Here is a 24313-nt window from a genome sequence, read left to right on the forward strand (position 1 = left end):
CTCCTGCTCCCACCCCGGTCACCCGCATGGGGCATGCTTCGTCCATGAGTTTTCCTCCGCCGTCGCCGCCCGACGACCCGCGCCCCGGACAGGGCGGCGGTTTTGGGCCGCCCCCGGGGGGTTTCGGCCCGCCGCAGCACCAGCCCCAACCGCAGTACCAGCCGCAGCCGATGCCGCCGTACCAGAACCAGTCGCATTTCCCCGGACCGCCGCAGCAGGGCGGCGGTTACGGCTACCCGCCCCCGCCGCAGCCGCCGCGCAGCGGTGGTGGCGCGAAGGTCGCCGCGATAGTCATCGGCGCGATCGTCCTGGCAGCCGTCGTCGTCGGCGGTCTGGCGGTCGCGCTGAGCGGCGGCGAGGACGACGACAAGGGCGCCACCGGTTCCACGAGCAGCAGCCCCACCGCCTCGGCCCCCACCACCGAGGACACGGCGACCGCGTCCACGCAGCCGGACCCCTCGGAGACCTTCCGCAAGTACGTCGTGCTCAGCCCCGGCCAGTGCTTCGACGACCCGGGCCTGGACAGCAGCGTCACCGAGGTCACGACGGTCTCCTGCAACGGACCGCACGACGCCGAGGTCATCGCCAACGAGACCATCACGGGCACCTTCGCCACCGAGGGCGCGCTCAAGGCCAAGGTCCTGAAGCTGTGCGAGGCGGACGCCGCGAAGCGCCTGAAGAACGTCAAGGACAACCCGGGGTACTTCTACTACGCGCTGTACCCGAAGCTCACGGGCTACCAGTTGCAGGGCAAGGACACCGTCTCGTGCTCCCTGACCCTCAGCAACCGGCCGGACGGCAAGAAGCTGACCAAACCGCTGCCGTAGCTGCTGCCCGCAGGCGGGGGCCGGACGTAAGCTGACGGTATGTCGACTCATGCCCAGCGTGAACGTCTGCTCCTCGCCGACCTGCTGGACAGTGCCGGACCCGAGGCGCCAACCCTCTGCGAGGGCTGGACCACCCGCGATCTCGCCGCCCACATCGTGGTGCGGGAGCGCCGTGGTGACGCCTCGGCCGGCCTGGTCATCCCCTTCCTCGCGGACCGGTCGGAGCGCGTGCGCAAGGAGTTCGCGGAACGCCCCTACCAGGAACTGATCCGGCTGATCCGCACCGGGCCGCCGCGGCTGTCACCGTTCGCCCTCAAGCAGATCGACGAGGCGGCCAACACCGTCGAGTTCTACGTCCACGCCGAGGACGTGCGCCGGGCCCAGCCGGACTGGTCCCCGCGTGAACTCGACCCCGTCTTCGCCGACCTGCTCTGGTCCCGTCTGGAGCGCTCCGCCCGCCTGCTGGGCCGCAAGGCCCCGGTCGGCGTGGTGCTGCGCCGTCCGGACGGCCAGACCGCGGTGGCACACCGCGGCGCCCCGGTCGTCACCGTCACCGGGGAGCCCGGCGAGCTGCTGCTGTTCGCCTTCGGCCGGCAGGACTCCGCCCGGGTGGAGACGGAGGGCGACAAGGACGCGGTGACCCGGCTGTACGACGCCAGGCTGGGGATCACCGCCTGAGTCCGGCTACCCGGGGCGGCGGGCGAGTTCCGCCCGCCGCAGCGCCGGCGCGGCGAGTCCCACGACGGCCCCCGCGGCCGCGACCGCCGTACTGGCGACGAACACCGGCGCCGGGCCCCAGGCGCCGATGGCGGCACCGGTGAGCGGAAAGCTCATCGGTGCGACGCCGAGCGAGAACAGGGCGGCCACCGAACCGACCCGGCCGAGGTAGGCGGGGTCGGTGAGGGTCTGCAGCAGGGCTCCGCACAACGCGCCGCTCAGTCCCGCCACCAGGCCGCCCACGACCGCGACGGCGACCGCCCCCGGCAGCACGGGGACGAAGACGAACCCGGCCACCGCGGCCGCCCCCAGTCCCGGGCAGCAGGCCTGGGCCAGCCCGGCACGCGGCAGTCGGCCGCGCACCGTCAGCAGCAGCGAGGCGGCGCCCGCCCCGGCGCCGAAGCCGCTGACGATCCAGCCGAGCCCGGCGGTGCCCCAGCCCCGGCCGGCGGCGACCAGTGTGAGGCCGATGTCGAACGGCCCGGCGAAGCCGCGTTCGCCGACCGCGATGACGACCACGAGCACGGTGAGCACGTGCCGTCCGCGTATGGAGCGCAGGCCCTCCACCAAGTCCCGCCACGCGGTGCCGCCCGCCCGTGCGGCCCGGTCGTCGGGCGGCGGCGGGGCGACGCGGACGGCGAGCAGCAGCACCAGCGAGACCGCGAACAGCACCCCCGCGACCGGCTGGTTCGGCCCGGAGGACCTCGAACGTCTGAAGGAGAACCGCGCGCCTGGTGAGACCCTGGTGCACGACGTGATCGCCGCAGCGCTCGACCTCCGTGGGTGACGTGTGCCATACCTGAAACTGCTCCGCCGGCCCCATGTGGGCCGGGTGCTGTCCGGTTCGCTCGTCGGACGGCTGCCGACCGCCATGGCGGCCCTGGCCATCGCCCTGGCGCTGCGCGCGGCGGGCGCCGACTACCGACTGGTCGGCGCCGCAGGGGGCGTCTACGCGGTGTCCGGAGCGATCGGCGGGCCGCTGCTCGGTCGCTGGGTCGACCGGCTGGGCCAGCCGCGTGTGCTGATCGTCTCCTCGCTGGTCTCGGCCGCCGGCTTCGCGGCGCTGGCCGCCGCACCGGGCAGCACGGCGGTGGCGGTGCTCAGCCCGGCCGTCGCCGGGGCCGCGTCGCCGCCGCTGGAGCCGTGCCTGCGCGCGCTGTGGCCCGATCTGGTGGAGCCGGACGAACTGGAGTCGGCGTACGCCGTGGACGCGGGCGCGCAGGAACTGGTCTTCATCGGCGGCCCGCTGCTCGTCGGCGGGCTGGCCGTGGCCGGCCCGGCCCGGCTGGCGCTGCTGGCCGCGGCCGTCCTCGGGGTGGTGGGCGCGATCTGCGTCGCGACCTCCGCGCCGTCCCGTGCCTGGGCCTCCGCCGCGCGTTCCGTCCACTGGCTGGGGCCGCTGCGCAGCCGGGCCCTGGTGGTGCTGCTGTGCGCGCTGACCGGCTGCGGCTGGGCGCTGGGCACGTTCAACGTCCTCGCCGTCGCCTACGCCGAGCGGCACCCGTTGCCCGGCGGCGCCGGAACCCTGCTGGCGCTGAACTCCACCGGCGCCCTGGTCGGCGCCCTGCTGATCGCCGCCCTGCCCTGGCGGGCGGACGCGGCCACCAAGGCGGCCGTCACCGGCGCCGGGATGGCCGTCACCTTCTGGCCCTTCACCCTGGTCCCCGGCCCGCTGCCGATGGCGCTGGTCGCCCTGCTCAGCGGGGTGTTCTTCGCGCCGCTGCTCACCATGGTCTTCGGCCTCACCGGCGAACTGGCCCCGGCGGGCACCGTCACCGAGGCCTTCGCCTGGCTGGTCACCCTGGTCACCACGGGCATCGCGGGCGGTTCCGCCGTCAGCGGGCTGATCCTCGCCGACGGCTCCCTCCCGGCGGCCGCCGTCAGCGCCGCGAGCGGCGTCACCCTCTCCGCCCTCACCCTCGCCGCCGCGCGCCCCGTCCTGGCCCGCGACCGCGCCGCCGTCCAGCCCGCCGGTTAGGCCCGGGGGGTGCCGGCCGGCCCTTGGTGCCGGCCGCGATACCGCGGACAGCACCGCCCACACGAGAGTGGAAGGCTCCCGGCACCGGAGGCCGTCCCCCGGTGCCCGCTTCCGGCAGGCTTCCGGGAACGAGACTGCCGTGTTCGTCGTCTGTCGCCGCGACCGCGCCGCCTCCATGCTGACGCCGTGGTCCGCATCGTCAGTCATGCCGTACACGTGGCGCGGGTACCCCGTGCCTGGTTCACGGGCATGGCCGGCATGCTCGCGGAGGTCGCGGAGCAGTCCCGGACCGACGGAGGGCGGGTGCTTCTGCCCGGGGGGCGCACCGTGCCGGACGTCTCACTGGTCACCGGGCGGCACCTGCGGCCGGGGGCGGTGTACGACGCCTCGGACGAGGAGGCGCAGGTCCGGTTCACGGTCAAGGACTGGGACCGCAGGCGCGGGGTGCGCCTGGAGCACGTGACGACCGCGCCGGACGGCACCATCCGCTTGGTGGGCCTGCTGAAGGACGCCCGGCGGCCCCGGCTGGTGGAGGTGGACGGCACGGTCCAGGGCGTGGGAGCGCTGCCGTGGTTGGGTTGTCACGGGCGGCGGGCAGCGCCCGGGTGGACTTCGACGCCTGGTGGACCGCGGCGGACGCCGGAGTGCCCGCGCGCGGCGGACCCGCGCGCGCACGTCTGGCCCATCCCCTGGCACGGGCGGAGGTCACCGTGGCTCCCCGTCCGGCAGAAGGGGGCTGGCAGGTCCGTGTGACGGTGTCCGTGCGCGGCCGGTGGCTGCTGCGCCCGGCCGCGGCCGTCGTCGCGCGGCTCGCCCGGCCGTGGATGCGCCGCGCTCTGGTGCGCTCCCTGGACGGACTGGCCGAGCGGTGGAACGAGGAGGTGCCCAAGGCGGTCGCCCGCGGCCCGCTCCAGTGGCGTGCGGAGCTGCTGCGCGAACCGTGAACCACGTCCCAGGGCGCGGGTGCCCGGGTGCCCCGGATGTGCCTGGGCGAGCGCCTCAGCGCACCGGGTGCCCGGCGTCGCGCAGCGTCCGCTTGACCTCGCCGATGCGCAGGTCGCCGAAGTGGAAGACGGAGGCCGCCAGGACGGCATCGGCGCCGGCGGCGATGGCCGGGGGGAAGTCGGTGAGGCGGCCCGCGCCTCCGGAGGCGATGACCGGGACGGTGACGTGCTTGCGGACGGCGGCGATCATCTCCGTGTCGTAGCCGTCCTTCGTGCCGTCCGCGTCCATCGAGTTGAGGAGGATCTCGCCGGCGCCGAGCTCGGCCGCGCGGTGCGCCCACTCCACGGCGTCGATGCCGGTGCCCTGGCGGCCGCCGTGCGTGGTCACCTCGAAGCCGGACGGGGTCCCGGCGTCGGTGCGCCGGGCGTCCACGGACAGCACCAGCACCTGCCGGCCGAACCGCTCGGCGATCTCGCGCAGCAGCTCGGGCCGGGCGATCGCCGCGGTGTTGACGCCGACCTTGTCGGCCCCGGCGCGCAGCAGCTTGTCGACGTCGTCGGCCGACCGCACGCCGCCGCCGACGGTGAGCGGGATGAAGACCTGTTCCGCGGTGCGCCGCACCACGTCGTAGGTCGTCTCACGGTTGCCGGACGAGGCGGTGATGTCGAGGAAGGTCAGCTCGTCGGCGCCCTCGGCGTCGTAGAGCCTGGCCATCTCGACGGGGTCGCCCGCGTCCCGCAGGTTCCGGAAGTTGACGCCCTTGACGACCCGGCCGTTGTCCACGTCCAGGCAGGGGATGACTCGGACCGCCACGGTCATTGTTCTCGGGCTCCTCGGAATGCTTCCAACTCGACTTCGACCAGGACGCGGGAGTCCACGAACCCGGAGACCACGACCACCGTGGCGACGGGGCGCACGGCGTCGAAGAACTCCTTGTGGGCCCGGCCCACCGCGTCCACGTCGCGGGTGTGGGTGAGGTACATACGGGTACGGACGACGGACTCGGCGCCCAGGCCGAACTCCTCGAGCGCGGCAAGGGCGTTGGTGAAGGCCACCTTGGCCTGTTCGTACGGGTCGCCCTCGCCGTAGAGCACGGTGCCGACGAACGGCATGGTGCCCGCGACGTGGACCCGGTCCCCCGCCGCGACACCGCGCGCGAAGCCGAACTGCTCCTCCCAGGGGCTGTCGCTCTGCACTCGCCGTACGCCGGGGGTCTCCGTCATCGGGACACTGCCTCCAGGGCCTCTTCCAAGGTGAACGCCTTGGCGTAGAGGGCCTTTCCGACGATGGCACCTTCGACCCCCTCGGGACCCAGCGTGGCGATCGCCCGCAGGTCGTCAAGGGAGGAGACGCCGCCGGAGGCGACGACCGGACGATCGGTGGCCGTGCAGACGTTCTTCAGCAGCTCCAGGTTGGGACCCTGCAGGGTACCGTCCTTGGCGATGTCGGTGACGACGTACCGGGCGCAGCCCTCGGAGTCGAGGCGGGCCAGCGTCTCGTAGAGGTCGCCGCCGTCGCGGGTCCAGCCGCGGCCGCGCAGGGTGGTGCCGCGGACGTCCAGGCCGACCGCGATCCGGTCACCGTGCTCGGCGATGACCTTGGCGACCCACTCAGGGGACTCCAACGCGGCGGTGCCGAGGTTGACCCGGGTGCAGCCGGTGGCGAGGGCCGCGGCCAGCGACTCGTCGTCGCGGATGCCGCCGGACAGCTCGACCTTGATGTCCATGGAGCGGGCGACACCGGCGATCTGCTCGCGGTTGTCCCCGGTGCCGAAGGCGGCGTCCAGGTCGACCAGGTGCAGCCACTCGGCACCCGCCTGCTGCCAGGCCAGGGCGGCGGCCATGGGGTCGCCGTAGGACGTCTCGGAGCCGGACTCGCCGTGGACGAGGCGGACGGCCTGGCCGTCGCGGACGTCGACGGCGGGAAGGAGTTCGAGGCGGTGCGTCGTGCTCATAACGGCGTACGTCCTAGTCCTTGAGGGTGTCGAGCCAGTTGGTCAGCAACTGGGCGCCGGCGTCGCCGGACTTCTCGGGGTGGAACTGGGTGGCCCACAGCGGGCCGTTCTCCACCGCGGCGACGAAGGGCTCGCCGTGCGTGGCCCAGGTGACCTTCGGGGCCCGGATGCTGGGGTTGGCGGTCTCCAGCTCCCAGGTGCGCACCGCGTACGAGTGCACGAAGTAGAAGCGGGCGTCGGCGTCCAGGCCGGCGAACAGCCGCGAGTCCCCGGGCGCCTTGACGGTGTTCCAGCCCATGTGCGGCACGACCGGCGCGCGCAGCGGCTCGACGGTGCCGGGCCACTCGTCGCAGCCCTCCGTGGTGACGCCGTGCTCGACGCCCTTCTCGAAGAGGATCTGCATGCCGACGCAGATCCCCATCACGGGCCTGCCGCCCGACAGCCGGCGGCCGATGACCCACTCACCGCGCACCGCCTTCAGCCCGGCCATGCAGGCGGCGAAGGCGCCGACGCCGGGGACGAGCAGCCCGTCGGCGTTCATCGCCTGATCGAAGTCGGAGGTGATCTCCACGTCCGCGCCGACCCGGGCGAGCGCGCGCTCCGCGGAACGGACGTTGCCGAAACCGTAGTCGAGGACCACGACCTTCTTGGCGGCCTTGCTCATCTACCGAGCCCCCCTACAGCCGCAGCAGGCCGGCCGCCAGCGACATGGCGGAGCCGATGCCGAGCAGCACGACGACGCTCTTGGGCATCTTCTGCTTCCAGAAGGAGTACACCCCTCCGGCCAGGAAGAGACCGAGCAGGATGAAGAGGACAGCGGCCTTGCTCATCAGAGGGCGCCCTTCGTCGACGGGAGGATGCCCGCGGCGCGCGGGTCGCGCTCGGAGGCGTGGCGCAGGGCCCGGGCCAGCGCCTTGAACTGGCACTCCACGATGTGGTGGGCGTTGCGCCCGTACGGGACGTGGACGTGGAGGGCGATCTGGGCCTGGGCGACGAAGGACTCCAGGATGTGCCGGGTCATCGTCGTGTCGTAGGAGCCGATCATCGGCGCCATGTTCTCGGGCTCGCTGTGCACCAGGTACGGACGGCCCGACAGGTCGACGGTGACCTGGGCCAGGGACTCGTCCAGCGGCACGGAGCAGTTGCCGAAGCGGTGGATGCCCACCTTGTCGCCGAGCGCCTGCTTGAAGGCGGCGCCGAGCGCGAGGGCGGTGTCCTCGATGGTGTGGTGGGTGTCGATGTGCAGGTCGCCCTCGGTCTTGACCGTGAGGTCGAAGAGGCCGTGGCGGCCGAGCTGGTCGAGCATGTGATCGTAGAAGCCGACTCCGGTGGAGATCTCGGTCCTGCCGGTGCCGTCGAGGTCGAGCTCGACGACGACGGACGTCTCCTTGGTCGTGCGCTCCACGCGGCCGACGCGGGTCATGTGGTTACTGCTCCTTCTTCAGCTCGCGTACCGCTTCGAGGAACGCGTCGTTCTCGGCCGGGGTGCCCGCGGTGACCCGCAGCCAGCCCGGTACGCCGTTGTCGCGGACGAGCACGCCGCGGTCGAGGATCGCCTGCCAGGCGCGGTGGCTGTCCTCGAAGCGGCCGAACTGCACGAAGTTGGCGTCGGAGTCGGTGACCTCGTAGCCGATCGCCCTCAGCTCGCCGACCAGGCGGTCCCGCTCGGTCTTCAGCTGTTCGACGTACCCGAGCAGCGTATCGGTGTGCTCCAGCGCGGCCAGCGCGGTGGCCTGGGTGACGGCGGACAGGTGGTACGGCAGGCGCACCAGCTGGACCGCGTCCACGACCGCCGGGTCGGCGGCGAGATAGCCCAGCCGCAGTCCGGCCGCGCCGAAGGCCTTGGACATGGTGCGGCTGATCACCATGTTGGGGCGGCCCTCGATCAGCGGCAGCAGGGAGGGGCTGTGGCTGAACTCGCCGTACGCCTCGTCGACCACCACCAGCGAGGGACGGGCGGCCTGGGCGGCCTCGTACAGCGCCAGGACGGTGTCGGCGGCGACGGCCGTGCCGGTCGGGTTGTTCGGCGACGTGACGAAGACCACGTTCGGCCGGTGCTCGGCGATGGCCCGCTCGGCGGCGGCCACGTCGATGGTGAAGTCCTCGCGGCGCGGGCCGGGGATCCAGCCGGTGCCGGTGCCGCGGGAGATCAGGCCGTGCATGGAGTACGAGGGCTCGAAGCCGATCGCGGTGCGGCCGGGCCCGCCGAAGGTCTGCAGCAGTTGCTGGATGACCTCGTTGGAGCCGTTGGCGGCCCACACGTTGGCGAGGCCCACCGCGTGGCCGGCGGTGCGGGTCAGGTACTTCGCCAGCTCGGTGCGCAGCTCCACCGCGTCCCGGTCGGGGTAGCGGTTGAGGTCGCGGGCGGCCTCGCGGACCCGTTCGGCGATCCGCTCGACCAGCGGCTCGGGCAGCGGGTACGGGTTCTCGTTGGTGTTCAGCCGTACGGGTACGTCGAGTTGCGGGGCGCCGTAGGGGGATTTGCCGCGCAGTTCGTCCCGGATGGGCAGGTCGTCGATGCCGGTCACGAACCCGGTACCGTCCAATCGAATCGGGCGCGGACCGCGGCGCCGTGCGCGGGCAGGTCCTCGGCGTCGGCCAGGGTCACCACGTGCGGGGCGATCTCGGCGAGCGCCTCGCGGCTGTAGTCCACGACGTGGATGCCGCGCAGGAAGGACTGCACGGACAGGCCCGAGGAGTGGCAGGCGCAGCCGCCGGTGGGCAGCACGTGGTTGGAGCCGGCCGCGTAGTCGCCGAGCGAGACGGGGGCGTAGGCGCCGACGAAGATCGCGCCGGCGTTGCGCACCCGGGCGGCGACGGCGGCGGCGTCCGCGGTCTGGATCTCCACGTGCTCGGCCGCGTAGGCGTCCACCACCTGCAGGCCCTGCTCGATCCCGTCGACAAGGACGATGCCGGACTGACGGCCGGACAGCGCGGGGGCGATCCGGTCCTCGACGTGCTTGGTGGCGACCACCTGCCGCTGCAGCTCCTTCTCCACCGCCTCGGCGAGGTCCACGGAGTCGGTGACCAGGACGGCTGCGGCCAGCGGGTCGTGCTCGGCCTGGCTGATGAGGTCGGCGGCGACGTGCACCGGGTCGGCGGTGGCGTCGGCGAGGACGGCGATCTCCGTGGGGCCGGCCTCGGCGTCGATCCCGATGCGGCCCTTGAGCAGGCGCTTGGCGGCGGCGACCCAGATGTTGCCGGGGCCGGTGACCATGTTCACCGGGCGGCACTCCTCGGTGCCGTACGCGAACATCGCCACGGCCTGGGCGCCGCCCGCGGCGTACACCTCGTCGACGCCGAGCAGGGCGCACGCGGCGAGGATCGTCGGGTGCGGGAGTCCGCCGAACTCCTTCTGCGGCGGCGACGCGACGGCCATCGAGCCGACCTCGGCCTCCTGCGCGGGCACGACGTTCATCACCACGGAGGACGGGTAGACCGAGCGGCCGCCGGGCACGTACAGGCCCACGCGCTCCACCGGCAGCCACCGCTCGGTGACCGTGCCGCCCGGGACGACCTGCGTGGTGTGGTCGGTGCGGCGCTGCTCTCCGTGGACGAGCCGGGCGCGTCGGATCGACTCCTCCAGCGCGGCCCGCACCTTGGGGTCCAGCCCCTCCAGGGCCCGGGTCAGCGCCTCGGCCGGAACACGCACCCGGTCGATGGTGACACCGTCGAACTTCTCCGCGTAGTCGATCAGTGCCGCGGTGCCACGATGCTTCACGTCCTCACAGATCGGGCGCACCTTCTCCAGTGCGGCCTCGACGTCGAGCTCGGCACGGGGCAGCAGATCGCGGTCGATGCCGTCCGCCGGGAAGGCGTCGCCGCGCAGATCGATTCGGGAGATCACCCTCCCAAGTGTAGAGAACCGCCCTCAGGGACTTCGTCGAGTATCAGTCCGTGATACGCGTACCGGCCCCGGCCCGTGATCGCCCCGGCTAGCGTTTCCGTCGTCGTCGCCAGCCACGGGAGGGAAACCGGTGACCGAGCCGTCGGACGTCGCGCCGCCGCACGACTGGACCGCTGTGGAGCAGGGCCTGTGGGAGGCCTTCCGCCGGGGTGAGCTGTACGACCTGCGCACCGGCATCCCCGAGCGGGACGACCCGGCCGCGGACCGCTTCTGGGGCCCGGACCGGACGGTACGGGCCGAGGTGATCGCCAAGCTGCTGCTCGACGGGCCGCAGGCCGCGTCGGGGCGCGTGTCGTGCGTGAAGCTGTCCGGGGCCCAGATCAGCGGGCAGCTCAACCTCTCGGGCGGCACGGTGGTGCCGTATGTGGAGCTGCACGACTGCCGCTTCGAGCAGCAGGTGCTGCTGGCGGAGTGCAACTTCACGACCCTGCGCATGGTGCGCTGCGCGATACCGCGGCTGGAGGCGGCCCGCCTGCACACCTCGGGCGACCTGCACCTGCCGCAGTGCACGATCGAGGGCGGGATCCGGCTCACCGACGCCCACATCGGCACGGACCTGCTGCTCAACCAGATCACCCTGCGCAAGGACCGGCACGGCCGGGCCCTGGCGGCCGACGGGCTCAGCGTCGCCCAGGACGTCGAGGCCGAGCTGATCGAGGCGACCGGCGAGATCAGCCTGCGCAGCGCCCGGATCGGCGGCCGCCTCAGCCTGCGCGGCAGCCGGCTGCACAACCCGTACGGGCGCTACGCACTCAACGCGGCCCGGGTCACCGTGGAGCACACCCTCTACCTCAGCGCGGGATACGTCGGCACCGGCGGCTCCGGCGGCGGCACCCCGCCGCTGGGCGTGCGCACCCGGCGCTTCAGTTCGGACGGCGGGGTGCGGCTGGACGACGGCCGGTTCGGCAACGCGGTGATCATCCACCAGGCGCGGTTCCGGCTCACCGGCGGCCAGCAACTGTCGCTGCGCCGGATCCAGACGCCCGAACTGCGGCTCACCCTGGACCAGCCGCCGTCCGGGACGATCTCGCTGGCCGGCGCGCGCGTGGGCAACCTCACCGACAGCCGCACCTGCTGGCCCGAGGCCGGCGGCCTCGACCTGACCGGCTTCGCCTACGGTTCCCTCAGCCCCGAGGGCGCCTTCCCGCTGCGCGCCCGGATCGACTGGCTGGCCGCGGCCACCCCGGAGTACAGCCCCGAGCCGTACGAGCACCTGTCGGCCGCGCTGCGTGCGAGCGGCGAGGACGCCGACGCCCGCGAGGTGCTGCTGGCCAAGCACCGCCGCCGCCGCGAAACCCTCCCGCTCGCGGGCAAGCTGTGGGGCTATCTGCAGGACGTGACCGTCGGCTACGGCTACCGCCCGGGCCGCGCCGCCATATGGATGGCACTGCTCTGGGCGATCGGCGCGGTCTTCTTCACCGTCCAGGGCGAGCCCAAGCCCGTCGACGACGGCGCCTTCCCCCACTGGAACGCCCCCCTGTTCGCCCTCGACCTGCTCCTCCCGGTGATCAACCTCGGCCAGGACAACGCGTGGCGCCTGGGCGGCAGCACCCAATGGGCCGCCGCGGCCCTCACCATGCTCGGCTGGATCCTCGCCACCACCGTCGCCGCCGGCGCCTCCCGCCTCCTCCGCCGCGGCTGACGCCGCGGCGTGCGGCGCAGCCCCGGACGCGCCGTCCGGCGGCAACCGGGACCCCGTGGCGAGGCCGCCGGGCGAACGCCGCCACCAGCGCGAACCGCAGGGCGCACGCGCACGCGCCGCCCCGGCCGGCGGCGAGGCCGAAGGCGCCGAGGGCACAGCCCTGCCGGGCGAGGCGCGCGGTCGCCGCCATGACCGCGGGTGCGCCGTCCTCCACGAAGTGGGCGCCGCAGGCGCGACCGCCGCCCGGCCAGGACGGGCGGCGGGGGACGAGGGCGACGATGGGGGTGGGCGCCGCAGGCCCTAGGCTTGCTGACCGTGACCGCTCGTCTTCCGCTCTTCCCGCTCGGCTCCGTCCTCTTCCCGGGGCTCGTGCTGCCGCTGAACGTCTTCGAGGAGCGCTACCGCGCGCTCTTCCGCGACCTGCTGGCCCTGCCGGAGGACACGCCGCGCCGGTTCGGCGTCGTGGCGATCCGGGACGGCCACGAAGTGGCCCCCGCGGGGGCGGTGGAGGCCGCGGCCGGGTACGCGGCGGACCTGTCCGGAGCGCTGTACGCGCTGGGCTGCACCGCGGACGCGGCGACGATCGGGGAGCGCGAGGACGGCGGCTTCGACGTCGTGGCGACCGGCACGACGCGCTTCCGGCTGCTGTCGGTGGACTCCACGGGGCCGTACCTGATCGGTGAGGTCGAGGAGGTCGCGGAGGAGCCCGGCACCGGGTCGGGGGCGCTGGCGGCCGACGTCGCGCGGGCGTTCCGCACCTACCAGAAGCGGCTGGCCGGAGCGCGGGAGCGGAGCATGGCGGGGAGTCAGGAGCTGCCGGACGACCCGACCGTGCTGTCGTACCTGGTGGCCGCCGCCACCGTCGCCGAGACCCCGGCGAAGCAGACCCTGCTGGAGGCCCCGGACACCGCGGCCCGGCTGGAGCGGGAGCTGGGGCTGCTGCGCCGCGAGGCGGCCGTCATCGACAAGCTCCGCACCCTGCCCGCCGTGGACCTGACCCGGCAGGTCCCGAGCCCGAACTGACGTATTCTCACAGCGACATGGCCAAGAAGAAGCAGTCACCATCCGGCGGCACGCCCGCCACCGTCGCCCTGGAGAAGGCGGGCGCCGCCTTCACCGTGCACGCCTACGCCCACGACCCCGCCTCGGAGCTCGGCTACGGGGAGGAGGCGGCGCAGGCGCTGGGCACCTCCCCCGACCGGGTGTTCAAGACCCTCGTCGCCGAGGTGGACGGGGCGCTGACCGTCGCCGTCGTCCCCGTGGCGGGCTCGCTGGACCTCAAAGCGCTGGCCTCCGCGGCCGGAGGGAAGCGCGCCGGCATGGCGGACCCGGCCGCCGCCGAGCGGACCACCGGCTACGTCAGGGGCGGCATCTCCCCGCTGGGGCAGCGCAAGCGGCTGCGCACCGTCGTGGACGCCTCCGTGCTGGAACACCCCACGGTCTTCGTCTCCGCGGGCAAGCGCGGCCTGGAGGTCGAGCTGGCGCCGCAGGACCTGGTGCGGCTCACGGACGCGGTGGTCGCTCCGATCGGACGCGCCTGACCCCTGGACGGCGGGGCCGTACGGGCGCACTCTGCCCGCAGACCCAGCCGGTTCAGGGGAGGTCCGATGTCCAAGCGCACCCGCAAGCGCAAGTGGCGGATCAAGAAGCGCAACGCCAACCACGGCAGGCGCCCGGCGTGACTCCCGGGCCCCGGGTCAGACGCCCGGGGGCGGCGGGTTCCAGTGCACCGCGGGGGGCTGCTCGTCGCGCGGGCCGAAGCCCGTGGTGAGCAGCAGATGGGTGAGGACGGCCCCTACGGGCCAGGCCAGGAGCGCGCCCTTGGCCTGCAGTTCCAAGGGGCCGTCGAACACCTTCTTCGCGCCGACCGCCCTGGCGTGCGCGATCAGGTCGCTGGTGGGGCCGAGCCAGGTGCCCAGCCGCCAGGCCAGCACGGAGCCCAGTACGGCGCCCACGGCCATGCCGAGAACGACACCGACTCCCCCGCGCCGGTTCCGCCAGAAGACGACGGCCCCGGTCAGCACCCCGACGGCGAGCGCGAGCAGCACGAAGGTGCCGTCGGCGCCGATCGCCTGCTCCCCCTCGGTGTCCTTGAGGTAGACCGCCTTGCCGTCCGACACCAGCGGGATCCGCGGCGCGAGCCACAGCCACAGCAGACCGAGGACCACTCCCGCCACGGCCACGAGAACCGCGGTCAGCACACCGTTCTTGAGCTCCCGGACGGGGTCCATGCGGTCCCGCTCCGGGAACGGCGGCAGCGGCGCGGGCGGCCATTGATCATGGGGCGTCAGGGGTGCGGTCACCCTGCCATCGTGCCAGGTCCGTCCGTGGCTCGCGTCACCGGCACCTCACCGGCACCACACCCGCGGGTCAGCGGCAGGCCGCGCGACGGTAGGCCCAGGTGGCCACCGCCAGCGACACCAGCCCCACGGCCGCGCACACCGACAGGTCGGCGGTGATCGCCAGCCAGTCGGGGCGGGCGTCGAAGCTGCGGATGAAGGCCTCCACGCCGTAGGTGGAGGGCAGCAGGTCCCGTACGTAGCCGATGGGCTCCGGGAGGTTGCCGGCCGGCAGCACGCCCAGCAGCAGCGCCGCGGACATGCCGAGCTGACCTGCGAGGGTGGCCAGCTCCTGCCGCGGCGCGAGCAGCCCGAGCGCCGCGCCGAGCCCGGACAGGGCGGCCCCCGCCAAAGGGATGACCGCGGCAAGGATCCACAGGTGGGCGAACGGCAGCTGGAAGAGCGCACAGCCGATGCCCGCCGTCACGAGCGTCCCCGGCACGGTGAAGGAGGCGTACGCGCCGGCCGCGCCGAGCACCACGGCGGCCGGGGGGACCGGCAGGGTGGCGTAGTGGTCGAGCCCGCCGGAAGCGCGCAGCTGCCCGAAGTACTGGGCCAGCAGGTTGAGCGCCACGAAGGCGACGACCAGCACGCTCGACCCGGCGACCACCGCGCGCGCGGCCGGGCCGCCGTCGACGACACCACGCATCATGATCATGATGCCGAACGACTGGAAGGTCGCCACGAACAGCAGCGGGATCCGGGCGACCTTCGCCCGGGACAGCTGCGCCCGGTACACCGCGGCCATCGCCGGCAGCAGCCGGGCGCGCGGGGCGAGCGCCGCCGCCGCGTCCAAGGGGGCGGCGGGCGCCGCCGGTGCCGCCGTCCGGGTGTCCGCTCCCGCGGAGAGGATCGTCACTGCGCGCCGCCCCACCGCGCGGTGCCGCGCACGTACAGGTCCACGTTCCGGTTCACGTACCGGTACCCGTCCAGGGTCACGTTCTCGCCCTTGCCGCCGTTCACGCCTTGACCAGTCCCTTCCGGCGGCCGCCGAGCGCCAGGTAGACATCCTCCAGGCTCGGCGCCGTCAGGGTGAAATCGTCGAGCGCGGTGAAGGCCGGCCCGCCGGTCAGCTCGGCGACCACCGCACGGGCCCGCTGCTGCGGCAGCCGCAGCGTCCAGCGCCGCCCGGTGACACGGGCGCCATCGCGCAGGGCGGCCACGGCGGGCACGGCCAGCGGCGGCTCGTCCCGCCACACCAGGTCCAGCCGCACCTCGTCGGCGACCAGCGCCTTGAGCCCGGCCGGGGTGTCGCAGGCGATGACCCGGCCGTCGTCGATGACCGCGACCCGGTCGAGCACGGTCTCCGCCTCGATCACGTTGTGGGTGACCAGCAGGACCGTCGTGCCGTGTTCGGCGCGCCGCCGGTCGACCGCGGACCACACCGCGCGCCGGGCCACCGGGTCCATGCCGGTGGTCGGCTCGTCCAGCACGAGCACCGGCCGCTCACCCACCAGGGCGGCGGCGAAGCAGGCGAGCCGCCGCTCCCCGCCCGACAGCTTCTTCAGGGGCCGCGAGGCGAGGGCTGTCAGGTCCAGTTCCTCCAGGACGGCGTCCCGCTCGGCGCGCGCGGCCCTCGCGTCCAGGCCCCGCAACCGTCCGGTGGTCTCGGCGGCGAGGGCGACGGTCAGCTCGTCCAGCGCGCTCGACTCCTGCCCGAGGTAGCCGACCAGCCGCGCCGCGCGCTCCGGGTGCCGGACGAGGTCGTGCCCGAGCAGGTGGACGGTGCCCGCGTCGGGGCGCAGCAGCCCCGTCAACTGGCGTACGAGGGTGGTCTTCCCGGCGCCGTTGGGGCCGAGCAGCCCGAAGATCTCACCGCCGCGGATGTCCAGGTCGATGCCGTCGTTGGCGCGCACCGGGGAACTCGCGGCGCCACGCCGACCCCGCCCGGCCGGATAGCTCTTCACCAGCCCGCGCACGGTCACCACCACCGCCGTCCGCGCGGTGGCGCCCTGTTCCGTGCCCGTACTCACGAGGATCGAGCCTACGCTGCATCCCGGCCGGGACATGCCGCAGGGTCGGGTCCGGGCGCGCTCACTCCCCCGGAGAGGCTCGGGCGACGACCGCGCGGGCGTCGATCTCGCGCCAGAACCCCGCCCGGATGGCGTAACGGTCGTGCTCGTCGATCTGGTCGTCCTTGTGGGCCAGCAGCCCGAACCGGGCGGCGTAGCGCAGCAGCTCGCCGTCGATGCGGTGCGGGACGCGCGGGTACTCGGCGGAGAGCACCTGGAGGTGGGACGTGTCGGTGAGCCGGCCGATCCAGCGGCGGGCGAAGACCTGGCCGACCTCGTACGGGTCGCCGCTGATGGCGGTGATGTCCTCCTCGCGGTCCGCCCAGCGCTGTTCGGGGCTGGTGAGCTGGGCCAGCGTGGGCAGGGCGGCGTCGGCGCCCTCGGCGCCGCCGACCAGCCCCCGGTCGGAGGACCAGCGCAGGGTGGCCCCGGTGCCGGCCGGGGAGGCCGGGTGCGGGGAGGAGTGCCCGCGGTGGACGATGCCGGCGACGTCCTTGGGGGTGGGCACCATGCCCTTGCCGGTCGTCACGGCGGGTACCCCGGGGCTTGGGCGGGTGCCGTTGCGGTCCGCGGTGACGACCTGGGGCGCGGCGGCGGCCGGCTCCACGGGCTGCTCGGCGGCGGGCTGCGGCTCGGCCCCCTGGGCTGACTCGGGCAGCGGCGCGGAGAGGATGGCGGCGATCTCGGGCCGTGGGGTGAGGGGCGCGCAGACCCCTGCGGGCTCGCGCACCTGGATGGCCCGGGTGATCCACTCCCGGTCCAGGACGCGCCGTTCGTCGGCCTCGGCGACCAGATCCTCGGACTGGTTGAAGTCGCCGTCCGCGGCCTGCACGGCCCACAGGTGGACGGCGACCCCGTGCTCCTTCGCCGACATCATGCCCGGCAGCAGGTCGCCGTCGCCGGTGACCAGGACCACGTCGGAGCAGGCGCGGTTGCGCGCCAGCTCGGACAGCTCGGCGTGCATGGCCGCGTCGACGCCCTTCTGCGCCCAGCGTCCGTCGGTCCGGGTCAGCGCGCCGAGGCGGACCGTCACCCGGGGCATCACGCGCAGCCTCCGGTGCTCCGGTTGGGGGACACGGTCGGGGGCGCCGTCGAACCAGTAGATCCGCAGCAGCGGCTGGCCCGTCTCCTGCTCGGCACGCTCCCGCAGACCCGCGACGATCGCGGCGTGGTCGACGGTGATCCGGGACCGGGAGGGCTCTCCGGCGAGGAGGCTCGCGGCCGCTCCGAGCAGGTAGCCGGCGTCCACGAGGACGACGCAGCGGTCCATCGGTCTCACCCTCTTTTCCGAAAGTCCTGCCGTCCGACCCCCCGGTAACACTGTTGCCCCGAGTCTGCCCGAACACCGGGGCGTTGTGACCGGTTACGCGATCATCGGCGCGCCCCACCCTGCAACTGCCCGAAATGCGACCTTCGTACTCCCGTGCAAGCCTGAGTGCGGCCCATCATCCGAGATTTCCCCCAAGGAGGAATCGTGGGCAAGAACAAGAACCGGGGCGAACGTACCGGCCAGCACCACGACCGCAGCGCCGCGACCACCGAAGAGCACGCGAGGAGCGCAGGCGGACGCGAGCAGATGGCGATGACGGCCCCGGGCGCCGAACCGCACGTGTCGCAGAAGCGGCAGAAGAAGTTCGGCCACAACTAGCGCGCGAGCGCCGGTCGCTCATGATCGAGGGTGGCACCCCGTCCGGAAGGGGTGCCACCCTCGGCACGTTGTCCCCGCTCGCGCGAGGGGTGATCAGCCCGCCTGTTGCTGGGCGGTGGCGAGGCAGGAGGGGCCCAGGAGGGCCTTGAGGTCACCGAAGAGCGCCGGGTCGGGAGTGACGCGATGGCGGTCGAGCCTCAGCACCGTCGTCTTGCGGGCGCCCTGCAGCCGCACCCGGACCTCGGTGCTCCCCTTGTGGCTGGCGAGTACTTCGCCGAGGCGGGCGACCAGCGGCGGGGTCACCTTCACCGTCGGAATGGAGATCGTCACCGGGGCGTTGGTCCCGGCGTCCGTGAGGTCGGGGACCATCAGCTCCATCGCCACCAGGCGCGGGACGTCCTCGCGCTTGTCGAGCCGCCCCTTGACGAAGACGACGGCGTCCTCGACGAGCTGGGTCGAGACCAACTGGTAGGTGGCCGGGAAGAACATGCAGTCGATGGAGCCGCCGAGATCCTCGACGGTGGCGATGGCCCAGGCGTTGCCCTGCTTGGTCATCTTGCGCTGCAGGCCGGAGATGATGCCGCCGATGGTGACGATCGAGCCGTCGGCGTAGTCGCCGGCCAGCGCCGAGACGGAGGCGTCCGCCTTGTCGTTGAGGACGTGCTCGATGCCGAAGAGCGGGTGGTCGGAGACGTACAGGCCGAGCATCTCGCGCTCCTGCGCGAGCAGGTAGGTCTTGTCCCACTCGACGTCGGAGAAGGTGACGTCGAGGCCGAAGCCCGGCTCGTCGCCCCCGGTGTCGTCGCCCATCCCGCCGAAGAGGTCGAACTGCCCCTCGGCCTCCTTGCGCTTGACCGCGACCACGTTGTCGATCATCGATTCGTAGTGCTCGGTGAGGCCCTTGCGGGTGTGGCCCATCTCGTCGTACGCGCCGGCCTTGATGAGCGACTCGACGGTGCGCTTGTTGCAGACCACGGCCTCGACCTTGTCGAGGAAGTCGGGGAAGGAGGTGTACTTCCCCTTGGCCTTGCGGCAGCGGATGATCGAGTCCACCACGTTCTGGCCGACGTTGCGGACGGCGGTGAGGCCGAACAGGATGACGTCGTCGCCCTGCGCGGTGAAGTTCGCGTCCGACTCGTTCACGTTCGGCGGGAGCACCTTGATGCCCATGCGGCGGCACTCGTTGAGGTAGATCGCCGACTTGTCCTTGTCGTCGCGCACGGAGGTGAGCAGCGCCGCCATGTACTCGGCCGGGTAGTTGGCCTTGAGATAAGCCGTCCAGTAGGAGACCAGGCCGTACGCGGCGGAGTGTGCCTTGTTGAAGGCATAGCCGGCGAACGGCACCAGGACGTCCCACAGCGCCTGGATCGATTCGTCGCTGTAGCCGTTCTTCCGGGCGCCCTCCTGGAAGATGGTGAAGTTCTTCGCCAGCTCCTCGGGCTTCTTCTTGCCCATGACGCGGCGGAGGATGTCGGCCTCGCCGAGCGAGTAACCGGCGATGATCTGCGCGGCCTTCTGCACCTGCTCCTGGTACACGATCAGGCCGTAGGTGACGTCGAGGACCTCCTTGAGGGGGGCCTCGAGCTCCGGGTGGATCGGGGTGATCTCCTGCTGCTTGTTCTTGCGCAGGGCGTAGTTGATGTGCGAGTTCATGCCCATCGGGCCCGGCCGGTAGAGGGCCGAGACGGCGGAGATGTCCTCGAAGTTGTCGGGCTTCATCATGCGCAGCAGGGACCGCATGGGACCGCCGTCGAACTGGAAGACGCCGAGGGTGTCGCCGCGGGCGAGCAGGTCGAAGGTCTTGGGGTCGTCGAAGGGCAGGGCCAGCAGCTCGATGTCGACGCCCTTGTTGGCCTTCACGAGCTTGACGGCGTCGTCCATGATCGTGAGGTTGCGCAGGCCCAGGAAGTCCATCTTCAGCAGGCCGAGCGACTCGCAGCTCGGGTAGTCCCACTGCGTGATGGTGACGCCGTCGGAGTGCCGCACCCAGACCGGGGCGTGGTCGACGATCGGCTCGCTGGACATGATCACGCCGGCGGCGTGCACGCCCATCTGCCGGACCAGGCCCTCCACGCCGCGAGCGAGGTCGATGACCTTCTTCGCGTCGGGCTCGTTCTCGTACATCGAGCGGATCTCGCCGGCCTCGCTGTAGCGCGGGTGCGCGGGGTCGGTGATGCCGGAGAGCGGGATGCCCTTGCCGAGGACGTCGGCGGGCATCGCCTTGGTGAGGCGGTCGCCGACCGCGTACGGGTAGCCCAGGACGCGGGCCGAGTCCTTGATCGCGTTCTTGGCCTTGATGGTGCCGTAGGTGCCGATCATGGCGACCTTGTCGGCGCCGTACTTCTCGGTGACGTACCGGATCACCTCGGCGCGCCGGCGCTCGTCGAAGTCGATGTCGACATCGGGCATGGAGATGCGCTCGGGGTTGAGGAAGCGCTCGAAGATCAGGCCGTGGTCGATCGGGTCGAGGTCGGTGATGCCCATGGCGTACGCGACGATCGAGCCGGCCGCGGAGCCTCGGCCGGGGCCGACGGCGATGCCGTTGTTCTTGGCCCACATGATGAAGTCGGCGACGACGAGGAAGTAGCCCGGGAACCCCATCTGGATGATGGTGTCCATCTCGTACTCGACCTGCTTCATGCGGTCGTCCGGAATGCCCCCCGGGTAGCGGCGCTGCATGCCGCGCATGGTCTCCTCGCGGAACCAGGTGACCTCGGTGTAGCCCTCGGGGACCTCGAAGCGGGGCATCAGGTTCCGCGCCTGGAACATGCCGTCGGTGTCCACCTGCTGCGCGACGAGCAGCGTGGTGTTGCGGCAGCCCTCCTGCCAGGCGTCGGAGGAGTCGACGGCGAACATCTCGTCCGTCGTCTTCAGGTAGTAGCCGGTGCCGTCGAAGCGGAAGCGGTCCGGGTCGGAGACGTTCTTACCGGTCTGGATGCACAGCAGGGCGTCGTGGGCCTCGGCCTCGTGCGCGTAGGTGTAGTGCGAGTCGTTGGTGACGACCGGGGGGATGCCGAGCTTCTTGCCGATCTCCAGCAGCCCGTCGCGGACCCGGCGCTCGATCTCGATGCCGTGGTCCATCAGCTCCAGGAAGTACCGCTCCTTGCCGAAGATCTCCTGGTACTCGGCGGCGGCCTTCAGCGCCTCGTCGAACTGGCCGAGGCGGAGCCGGGTCTGCACCTCGCCCGAGGGGCAGCCGGTGGAGGCCATCAGGCCCTCCGACCACTGCGCGATGGTCTCCTTGTCCATGCGCGGGTACTTGGTCAGCCAGCCCTCGGCGTAGGCGTCGGAGGAGAGCCGGAAGAGGTTGTGCAGTCCCGTCGCGTTCGCCGCCCAGATGGTCTTGTGCAGGTAGGAACCGGAGGCGGAGACGTCGTCGCGCTTCTGGTGCGGCTGGCCCCAGAGGATCTTCCGCTTGTTGCGCCGGGACTCCGGCGCCACATACGCCTCGATGCCGATGATCGGCGTGATCCCGGCACCCCTGGCCTGGTGGAAGAAGTCGTACGCCCCGTGCAGGTTGCCGTGGTCGGTCATGGCGATGTGCGTCATGCCCATCTCACCGCAGGCCTTGAACATGTCCTTGAGCCGTGCCGCCCCGTCGAGCAGGGAGTACTGGGTGTGGACATGCAGGTGGGTGAACGGCGTGGTCACGGGAAGCGACACCTCCGGCATCGGTCGTCATCTGGCGGCGTTGGGAATCCTACGCCGGGGGTCCGACAGCCGAAGCCATTCCCGCACGTCCCGCCGCGGCCGGCCGGCCCCGTGACCGGCCGGCCGCGGACGGTGGCGTCAGCCGGCCCGGTAGGCGGTCCACGAGCTCTTCATGCGGCTCACCTGGCCGGCGGTGAACTGGTACATGCAAGAGTCGTAGGTGTAGTCCATGAAGTTGTGGATCGGGTCCACCCCACTGGCCGTGCAGGTGTCGCGGCCGGTCGGGCAGGCGCCGGCGGCGGTCTTCTCGGCGGGCGTGTCGGAGACGTAGTCGCCGTTGGCGCTGCAGCCGCCCTGGAAGGTGTGGTACAGGCCCATCCAGTGCCCGACCTCGTGGGTGGCGGTGTCGCCCTGGTTGTAGTTGGTGGCGGAACCGCCGGGCACGGACGCGTCGAGGATGACGACGCCGTCGTCCTCGGGGTTGCCCGCGTACCAGCTCGGGAAGGTGGCCCAGCCGAGCAGGTCCTCCTGGAGGTTGGCCGAGTAGATGTTGAGCGCGCTCGCGCCGCCCTTGCGGAGAGCGGTCTCCATCGCGGTCTCGGCCGACGAGCCCTCGGTCAGGTCGTACCAGGCCGCCTTGTCGGTGTAGTCCGTCGCCGCCAGCGAGAACCGGAAGCCGGAGTCGACGTTGCCGGTGCACTGTCCGGCGTAGGCGGCGTTGAGCACCGCCCGGAGGCTATGTGTCCATGCCAGAACCGGTGCAGCCTCCTTCCGGCTCATTGGCGGACCCTGGACAACGAAGGGCCCTTGAGGGTCCGCGGCGGCCGGCGCGACGGCGCCGGAACGCGGGGCGGGCGGTGTGTCCGGATTCGGACCCGAGGGTCTCCCCACCGCCCGCCCCCGACGGCCGCTCCCCGCATGACGAGGGGGGTGGCCGGAAATCGCCGTTCGGGAGGCTCAGCGTACCGGCGAGTAGACCCGCTCGACCTTCTGCGTGCCCGACCGGGTGCGGTACGAACGCTCCCAGGTCGACGAGGCGTTCGGGTCGGTACGGTCGGAGAGCGCGTAGTAGTCCATCTGCGCCCGCTCGCCGGTGATGTCCAGCACGCCGTAGCCGTGGGAGTCCATGTCCAGCCACTTCACATGGCGGTTGGCGGCCTTCACGGCGGCCTCGGCGACCGTGGAGACGGTGTCCGGGGCGACCTTGAGGATGTCGTCCAGGTTGTCGGAGGTGACCGAGGTGACCACGAACTCGGTGGCGGCCGAGGCCGACAGCGGGTAGGTAGCCGCCTTCACCGGGACGTCGTTCGCCCACGCCATGTGGATGTCGCCGGTCAGGAAGACCGTGTTGCGGATGCCGTTGTCCCGCAGGTGGGCGAGGAGCTCGCGGCGGTCGTCGGTGTAGCCGTCCCACTGGTCGACGTTGACCGCCAGGCCCTCGGCGGGCAGGCCGAGCAGCTTCGCCAGCGGGGCCAGCAGGTGGTCCGGCAGCGCTCCGAAGGCGACCGGCGAGATCATCACCGAGTTGCCGATCAGCCGCCAGGTGGTGTCCGAAGCCTTCAGGCCGGTCTTCAGCCAGTCCAGCTGGGCCCGTCCGGTGATCGTACGGTCCGGGTCGTCCACCGAGCCGCTGCCGAGCGAGGCCTGCTGGGAGCGGAAGGAGCGCAGGTCGAGCAGGGACAGGTCGGCGAGCTTGCCGAAGCGCAGGCGGCGGTAGGTGGTGCCGGCGACCGAGGGGCGCACCGGCATCCACTCGAAGTAGGCCTGCTTGGCGGCGGCCACCCGGGCCGTCCAGGCGCCCTCGGCGCCCTCGGTGTGGTTCTCCGCGCCGCCGGACCAGGCGTCGTTGGCGAACTCGTGGTCGTCCCAGATCGCCACGACCGGGGCCGCGGCGTGCAGCGCCTGCAGGTCGCCGTCGGTCTTGTAGCGGCCGTGCCGGGTGCGGTAGTCGGCCAGCGTGACGATCTCGTGGGCGGGCGCGTGCGGGCGGACGACGGTGCCGCGGGCCGCGTAGCCACCGGTGGCGTACTCGTAGAGGTAGTCGCCCAGGTGCAGCCAGGCGTCCAGGTCGCCGCGGGCGGCCAGGTGCCGGTACGAGGAGAAGTACCCGGCCTCCCAGTTGGCGCAGGAGACCACGCCGAGGCGCAGCCGGTCGGCGGTGGCATTGTCGGCGGGCGCGGTGCGGGTACGGCCGGCCGGCGAGGTCACGCCGCCGGCGGTGAAGCGGTACCAGTAGTCCGTGGCGGGCTGCAGCCCGCGCACGTCGGCCTTGACGGTGTGGTCAAAGGCGGCGGTGGTGGCCGCCGTGCCGGTCGCCACGACGGAGGTGAACGCCTTGTCCCTGGCGACGGTCCAGCTCACCTCGGTCGCCGGGCCCAGCCCGGAACCCGGGACGGCCTCCGGCACGGGGGTCACCCGCGTCCACAGCAGCACGCCGTCCGGCAGCGGGTCACCGGAGGCGACGCCGTGCAGGAAGGAGGGGGCCACGGCGGCGGTGGCGGGGGCGGCGCCCGCGGCCAGCGGTATCAGCGCGGCACCGGTCACGACGGCGCCGGCCTTGACGACCGAACGGCGGCTCGGTGTTCTCGATGAGGTCTGTAAGGGTGCAGAGGTCTCGGTCACGGGCGGTCAGATTACGCGCCAGTAACCCCTTTCCGGACCAGAATGCACAAGAGTTCAGGACGACTTCGCCC

25 protein-coding genes and 1 pseudogene are annotated in these 24313 nt (G+C 72.6%); 10 read left to right on the forward strand and 16 right to left on the reverse strand.

What is annotated here, in order from left to right; all coding sequences use genetic code 11:
* The first annotated feature begins 44 nt into the window (after nucleotides 1-44).
* Nucleotides 45-827, forward strand: coding sequence for a hypothetical protein (locus AC3EUJ_RS05990; protein ID WP_431959906.1), 783 nt, complete (start codon nucleotides 45-47; stop codon nucleotides 825-827).
* Between the two features lie 39 nt (nucleotides 828-866).
* A complete protein-coding gene (locus tag AC3EUJ_RS05995; protein WP_431959907.1) occupies nucleotides 867-1505 on the forward strand; it encodes a TIGR03085 family metal-binding protein in 639 nt (212 codons plus the stop codon).
* A gap of 6 nt (nucleotides 1506-1511) precedes the next feature.
* Here AC3EUJ_RS05995 and AC3EUJ_RS06000 read toward each other — a convergent pair whose 3' ends face one another.
* Entirely contained in the window at nucleotides 1512-2216 is a 705-nt protein-coding gene (locus AC3EUJ_RS06000; RefSeq protein WP_431959908.1) for an MFS transporter, read from the reverse strand.
* Between the two features lie 118 nt (nucleotides 2217-2334).
* Here AC3EUJ_RS06000 and AC3EUJ_RS06005 point away from each other — a divergent pair, with 118 nt between their 5' ends.
* From AC3EUJ_RS06005 to AC3EUJ_RS06015, 3 genes are all read left to right on the forward strand, one after another.
* Nucleotides 2335-3522 carry an MFS transporter gene (locus AC3EUJ_RS06005; RefSeq protein WP_431959909.1) on the forward strand — a complete coding sequence of 396 codons (1188 nt, stop codon included), beginning with the start codon at nucleotides 2335-2337 and terminating at the stop codon, nucleotides 3520-3522.
* A 186-nt stretch (nucleotides 3523-3708) separates the two neighbouring features.
* A complete protein-coding gene (locus AC3EUJ_RS06010; RefSeq protein ID WP_431959910.1) occupies nucleotides 3709-4275 on the forward strand; it encodes a hypothetical protein in 567 nt (188 codons plus the stop codon).
* Complete coding sequence (locus tag AC3EUJ_RS06015) at nucleotides 4272-4466, forward strand: hypothetical protein (protein ID WP_431959911.1); 195 nt, start codon at nucleotides 4272-4274, stop codon at nucleotides 4464-4466. Before AC3EUJ_RS06010 ends, AC3EUJ_RS06015 begins: the two co-directional genes overlap by 4 nt.
* A 55-nt stretch (nucleotides 4467-4521) precedes the next feature.
* Here the strand turns inward: AC3EUJ_RS06015 and hisF are convergent, their stop codons facing one another.
* From hisF to hisD, 8 genes are read right to left on the reverse strand one after another with little or no spacing between them, the layout of a single operon-like run.
* Nucleotides 4522-5286 (reverse strand): imidazole glycerol phosphate synthase subunit HisF, encoded by a 765-nt coding sequence (hisF, locus tag AC3EUJ_RS06020; protein WP_431959912.1) that lies wholly within the window; start codon nucleotides 5284-5286, stop codon nucleotides 4522-4524.
* Nucleotides 5283-5690, reverse strand: coding sequence for a Rid family hydrolase (locus tag AC3EUJ_RS06025; RefSeq protein ID WP_431959913.1), 408 nt, complete (start codon nucleotides 5688-5690; stop codon nucleotides 5283-5285). The genes hisF and AC3EUJ_RS06025 overlap by 4 nt, the downstream gene beginning before the upstream one ends.
* Nucleotides 5687-6421, reverse strand: a complete 735-nt coding sequence (gene priA / locus AC3EUJ_RS06030; protein ID WP_431959915.1) for a bifunctional 1-(5-phosphoribosyl)-5-((5-phosphoribosylamino)methylideneamino)imidazole-4-carboxamide isomerase/phosphoribosylanthranilate isomerase PriA — start codon at nucleotides 6419-6421, stop codon at nucleotides 5687-5689. The genes AC3EUJ_RS06025 and priA overlap by 4 nt, the downstream gene beginning before the upstream one ends.
* A gap of 13 nt (nucleotides 6422-6434) precedes the next feature.
* Nucleotides 6435-7085: an imidazole glycerol phosphate synthase subunit HisH gene (hisH, locus tag AC3EUJ_RS06035; RefSeq protein WP_431959916.1), complete on the reverse strand. Its 651-nt coding sequence runs from the start codon at nucleotides 7083-7085 to the stop codon at nucleotides 6435-6437.
* 13 nt (nucleotides 7086-7098) lie between these two features.
* Nucleotides 7099-7251 (reverse strand): hypothetical protein, encoded by a 153-nt coding sequence (locus AC3EUJ_RS06040; RefSeq protein WP_361803158.1) that lies wholly within the window; start codon nucleotides 7249-7251, stop codon nucleotides 7099-7101.
* Entirely contained in the window at nucleotides 7251-7844 is a 594-nt protein-coding gene (gene hisB, locus AC3EUJ_RS06045) for an imidazoleglycerol-phosphate dehydratase HisB (protein ID WP_431959917.1), read from the reverse strand. The genes AC3EUJ_RS06040 and hisB overlap by 1 nt, the downstream gene beginning before the upstream one ends.
* Before the next feature lie 4 nt (nucleotides 7845-7848).
* On the reverse strand, nucleotides 7849-8949 hold the full coding sequence (locus AC3EUJ_RS06050; protein WP_431959918.1) for a histidinol-phosphate transaminase: 1101 nt from the start codon (nucleotides 8947-8949) through the stop codon (nucleotides 7849-7851).
* Nucleotides 8946-10268 carry a histidinol dehydrogenase gene (hisD, locus tag AC3EUJ_RS06055; protein ID WP_431959919.1) on the reverse strand — a complete coding sequence of 441 codons (1323 nt, stop codon included), beginning with the start codon at nucleotides 10266-10268 and terminating at the stop codon, nucleotides 8946-8948. Before hisD ends, AC3EUJ_RS06050 begins: the two co-directional genes overlap by 4 nt.
* Nucleotides 10269-10398: 130 nt before the next feature.
* Between hisD and AC3EUJ_RS06060 the strand changes: the two genes are divergently transcribed.
* The 4 genes from AC3EUJ_RS06060 (at nucleotide 10399) to AC3EUJ_RS06075 (ending at nucleotide 13652) form a co-directional block, all read left to right on the forward strand.
* Nucleotides 10399-11970 carry an oxidoreductase gene (locus tag AC3EUJ_RS06060; RefSeq protein WP_431959920.1) on the forward strand — a complete coding sequence of 524 codons (1572 nt, stop codon included), beginning with the start codon at nucleotides 10399-10401 and terminating at the stop codon, nucleotides 11968-11970.
* 306 nt (nucleotides 11971-12276) lie between these two features.
* Nucleotides 12277-12993 (forward strand): LON peptidase substrate-binding domain-containing protein, encoded by a 717-nt coding sequence (locus AC3EUJ_RS06065; protein WP_431959921.1) that lies wholly within the window; start codon nucleotides 12277-12279, stop codon nucleotides 12991-12993.
* Nucleotides 12994-13010: 17 nt separating this feature from the next.
* The gene (ybaK, locus tag AC3EUJ_RS06070; RefSeq protein ID WP_431959922.1) at nucleotides 13011-13511 is read left to right on the forward strand and encodes a Cys-tRNA(Pro) deacylase; all 501 of its coding nucleotides are present in this window, start codon (nucleotides 13011-13013) and stop codon (nucleotides 13509-13511) included.
* A gap of 66 nt (nucleotides 13512-13577) precedes the next feature.
* Nucleotides 13578-13652, forward strand: a complete 75-nt coding sequence (locus AC3EUJ_RS06075; RefSeq protein WP_488180945.1) for a 50S ribosomal protein bL37 — start codon at nucleotides 13578-13580, stop codon at nucleotides 13650-13652.
* A 15-nt stretch (nucleotides 13653-13667) separates the two neighbouring features.
* Here AC3EUJ_RS06075 and AC3EUJ_RS06080 read toward each other — a convergent pair whose 3' ends face one another.
* From AC3EUJ_RS06080 to AC3EUJ_RS06095, 4 genes are all read right to left on the reverse strand, one after another.
* A complete protein-coding gene (locus AC3EUJ_RS06080) occupies nucleotides 13668-14273 on the reverse strand; it encodes an ABC transporter permease (protein ID WP_431959923.1) in 606 nt (201 codons plus the stop codon).
* A gap of 67 nt (nucleotides 14274-14340) precedes the next feature.
* Nucleotides 14341-15168, reverse strand: a complete 828-nt coding sequence (locus AC3EUJ_RS06085) for an ABC transporter permease (RefSeq protein ID WP_431959924.1) — start codon at nucleotides 15166-15168, stop codon at nucleotides 14341-14343.
* A 100-nt stretch (nucleotides 15169-15268) separates the two neighbouring features.
* Nucleotides 15269-16282: an ABC transporter ATP-binding protein gene (locus AC3EUJ_RS06090; RefSeq protein ID WP_431959925.1), complete on the reverse strand. Its 1014-nt coding sequence runs from the start codon at nucleotides 16280-16282 to the stop codon at nucleotides 15269-15271.
* Nucleotides 16283-16343: 61 nt separating this feature from the next.
* Nucleotides 16344-17591 carry an NYN domain-containing protein gene (locus tag AC3EUJ_RS06095; protein WP_431959926.1) on the reverse strand — a complete coding sequence of 416 codons (1248 nt, stop codon included), beginning with the start codon at nucleotides 17589-17591 and terminating at the stop codon, nucleotides 16344-16346.
* Between the two features lie 204 nt (nucleotides 17592-17795).
* On the opposite strand from AC3EUJ_RS06095, the gene AC3EUJ_RS06100 reads away from it, so the two are divergent.
* On the forward strand, nucleotides 17796-17969 hold the full coding sequence (locus tag AC3EUJ_RS06100; RefSeq protein ID WP_431959927.1) for a hypothetical protein: 174 nt from the start codon (nucleotides 17796-17798) through the stop codon (nucleotides 17967-17969).
* A gap of 93 nt (nucleotides 17970-18062) precedes the next feature.
* Here AC3EUJ_RS06100 and dnaE read toward each other — a convergent pair whose 3' ends face one another.
* The 3 genes and pseudogenes from dnaE to AC3EUJ_RS06115 form a co-directional block, all read right to left on the reverse strand.
* Nucleotides 18063-21641 (reverse strand): DNA polymerase III subunit alpha, encoded by a 3579-nt coding sequence (gene dnaE, locus AC3EUJ_RS06105; protein WP_431959929.1) that lies wholly within the window; start codon nucleotides 21639-21641, stop codon nucleotides 18063-18065.
* A gap of 117 nt (nucleotides 21642-21758) precedes the next feature.
* Nucleotides 21759-22349: pseudogene (locus AC3EUJ_RS06110) on the reverse strand (zinc metalloprotease); the annotation flags it as partial.
* A gap of 228 nt (nucleotides 22350-22577) precedes the next feature.
* A complete protein-coding gene (locus AC3EUJ_RS06115) occupies nucleotides 22578-24242 on the reverse strand; it encodes an alkaline phosphatase D family protein (protein WP_431959930.1) in 1665 nt (554 codons plus the stop codon).
* Nucleotides 24243-24313: the final 71 nt, after the last annotated feature.

The organism is Actinacidiphila sp. bgisy160, assembly GCF_057707815.1.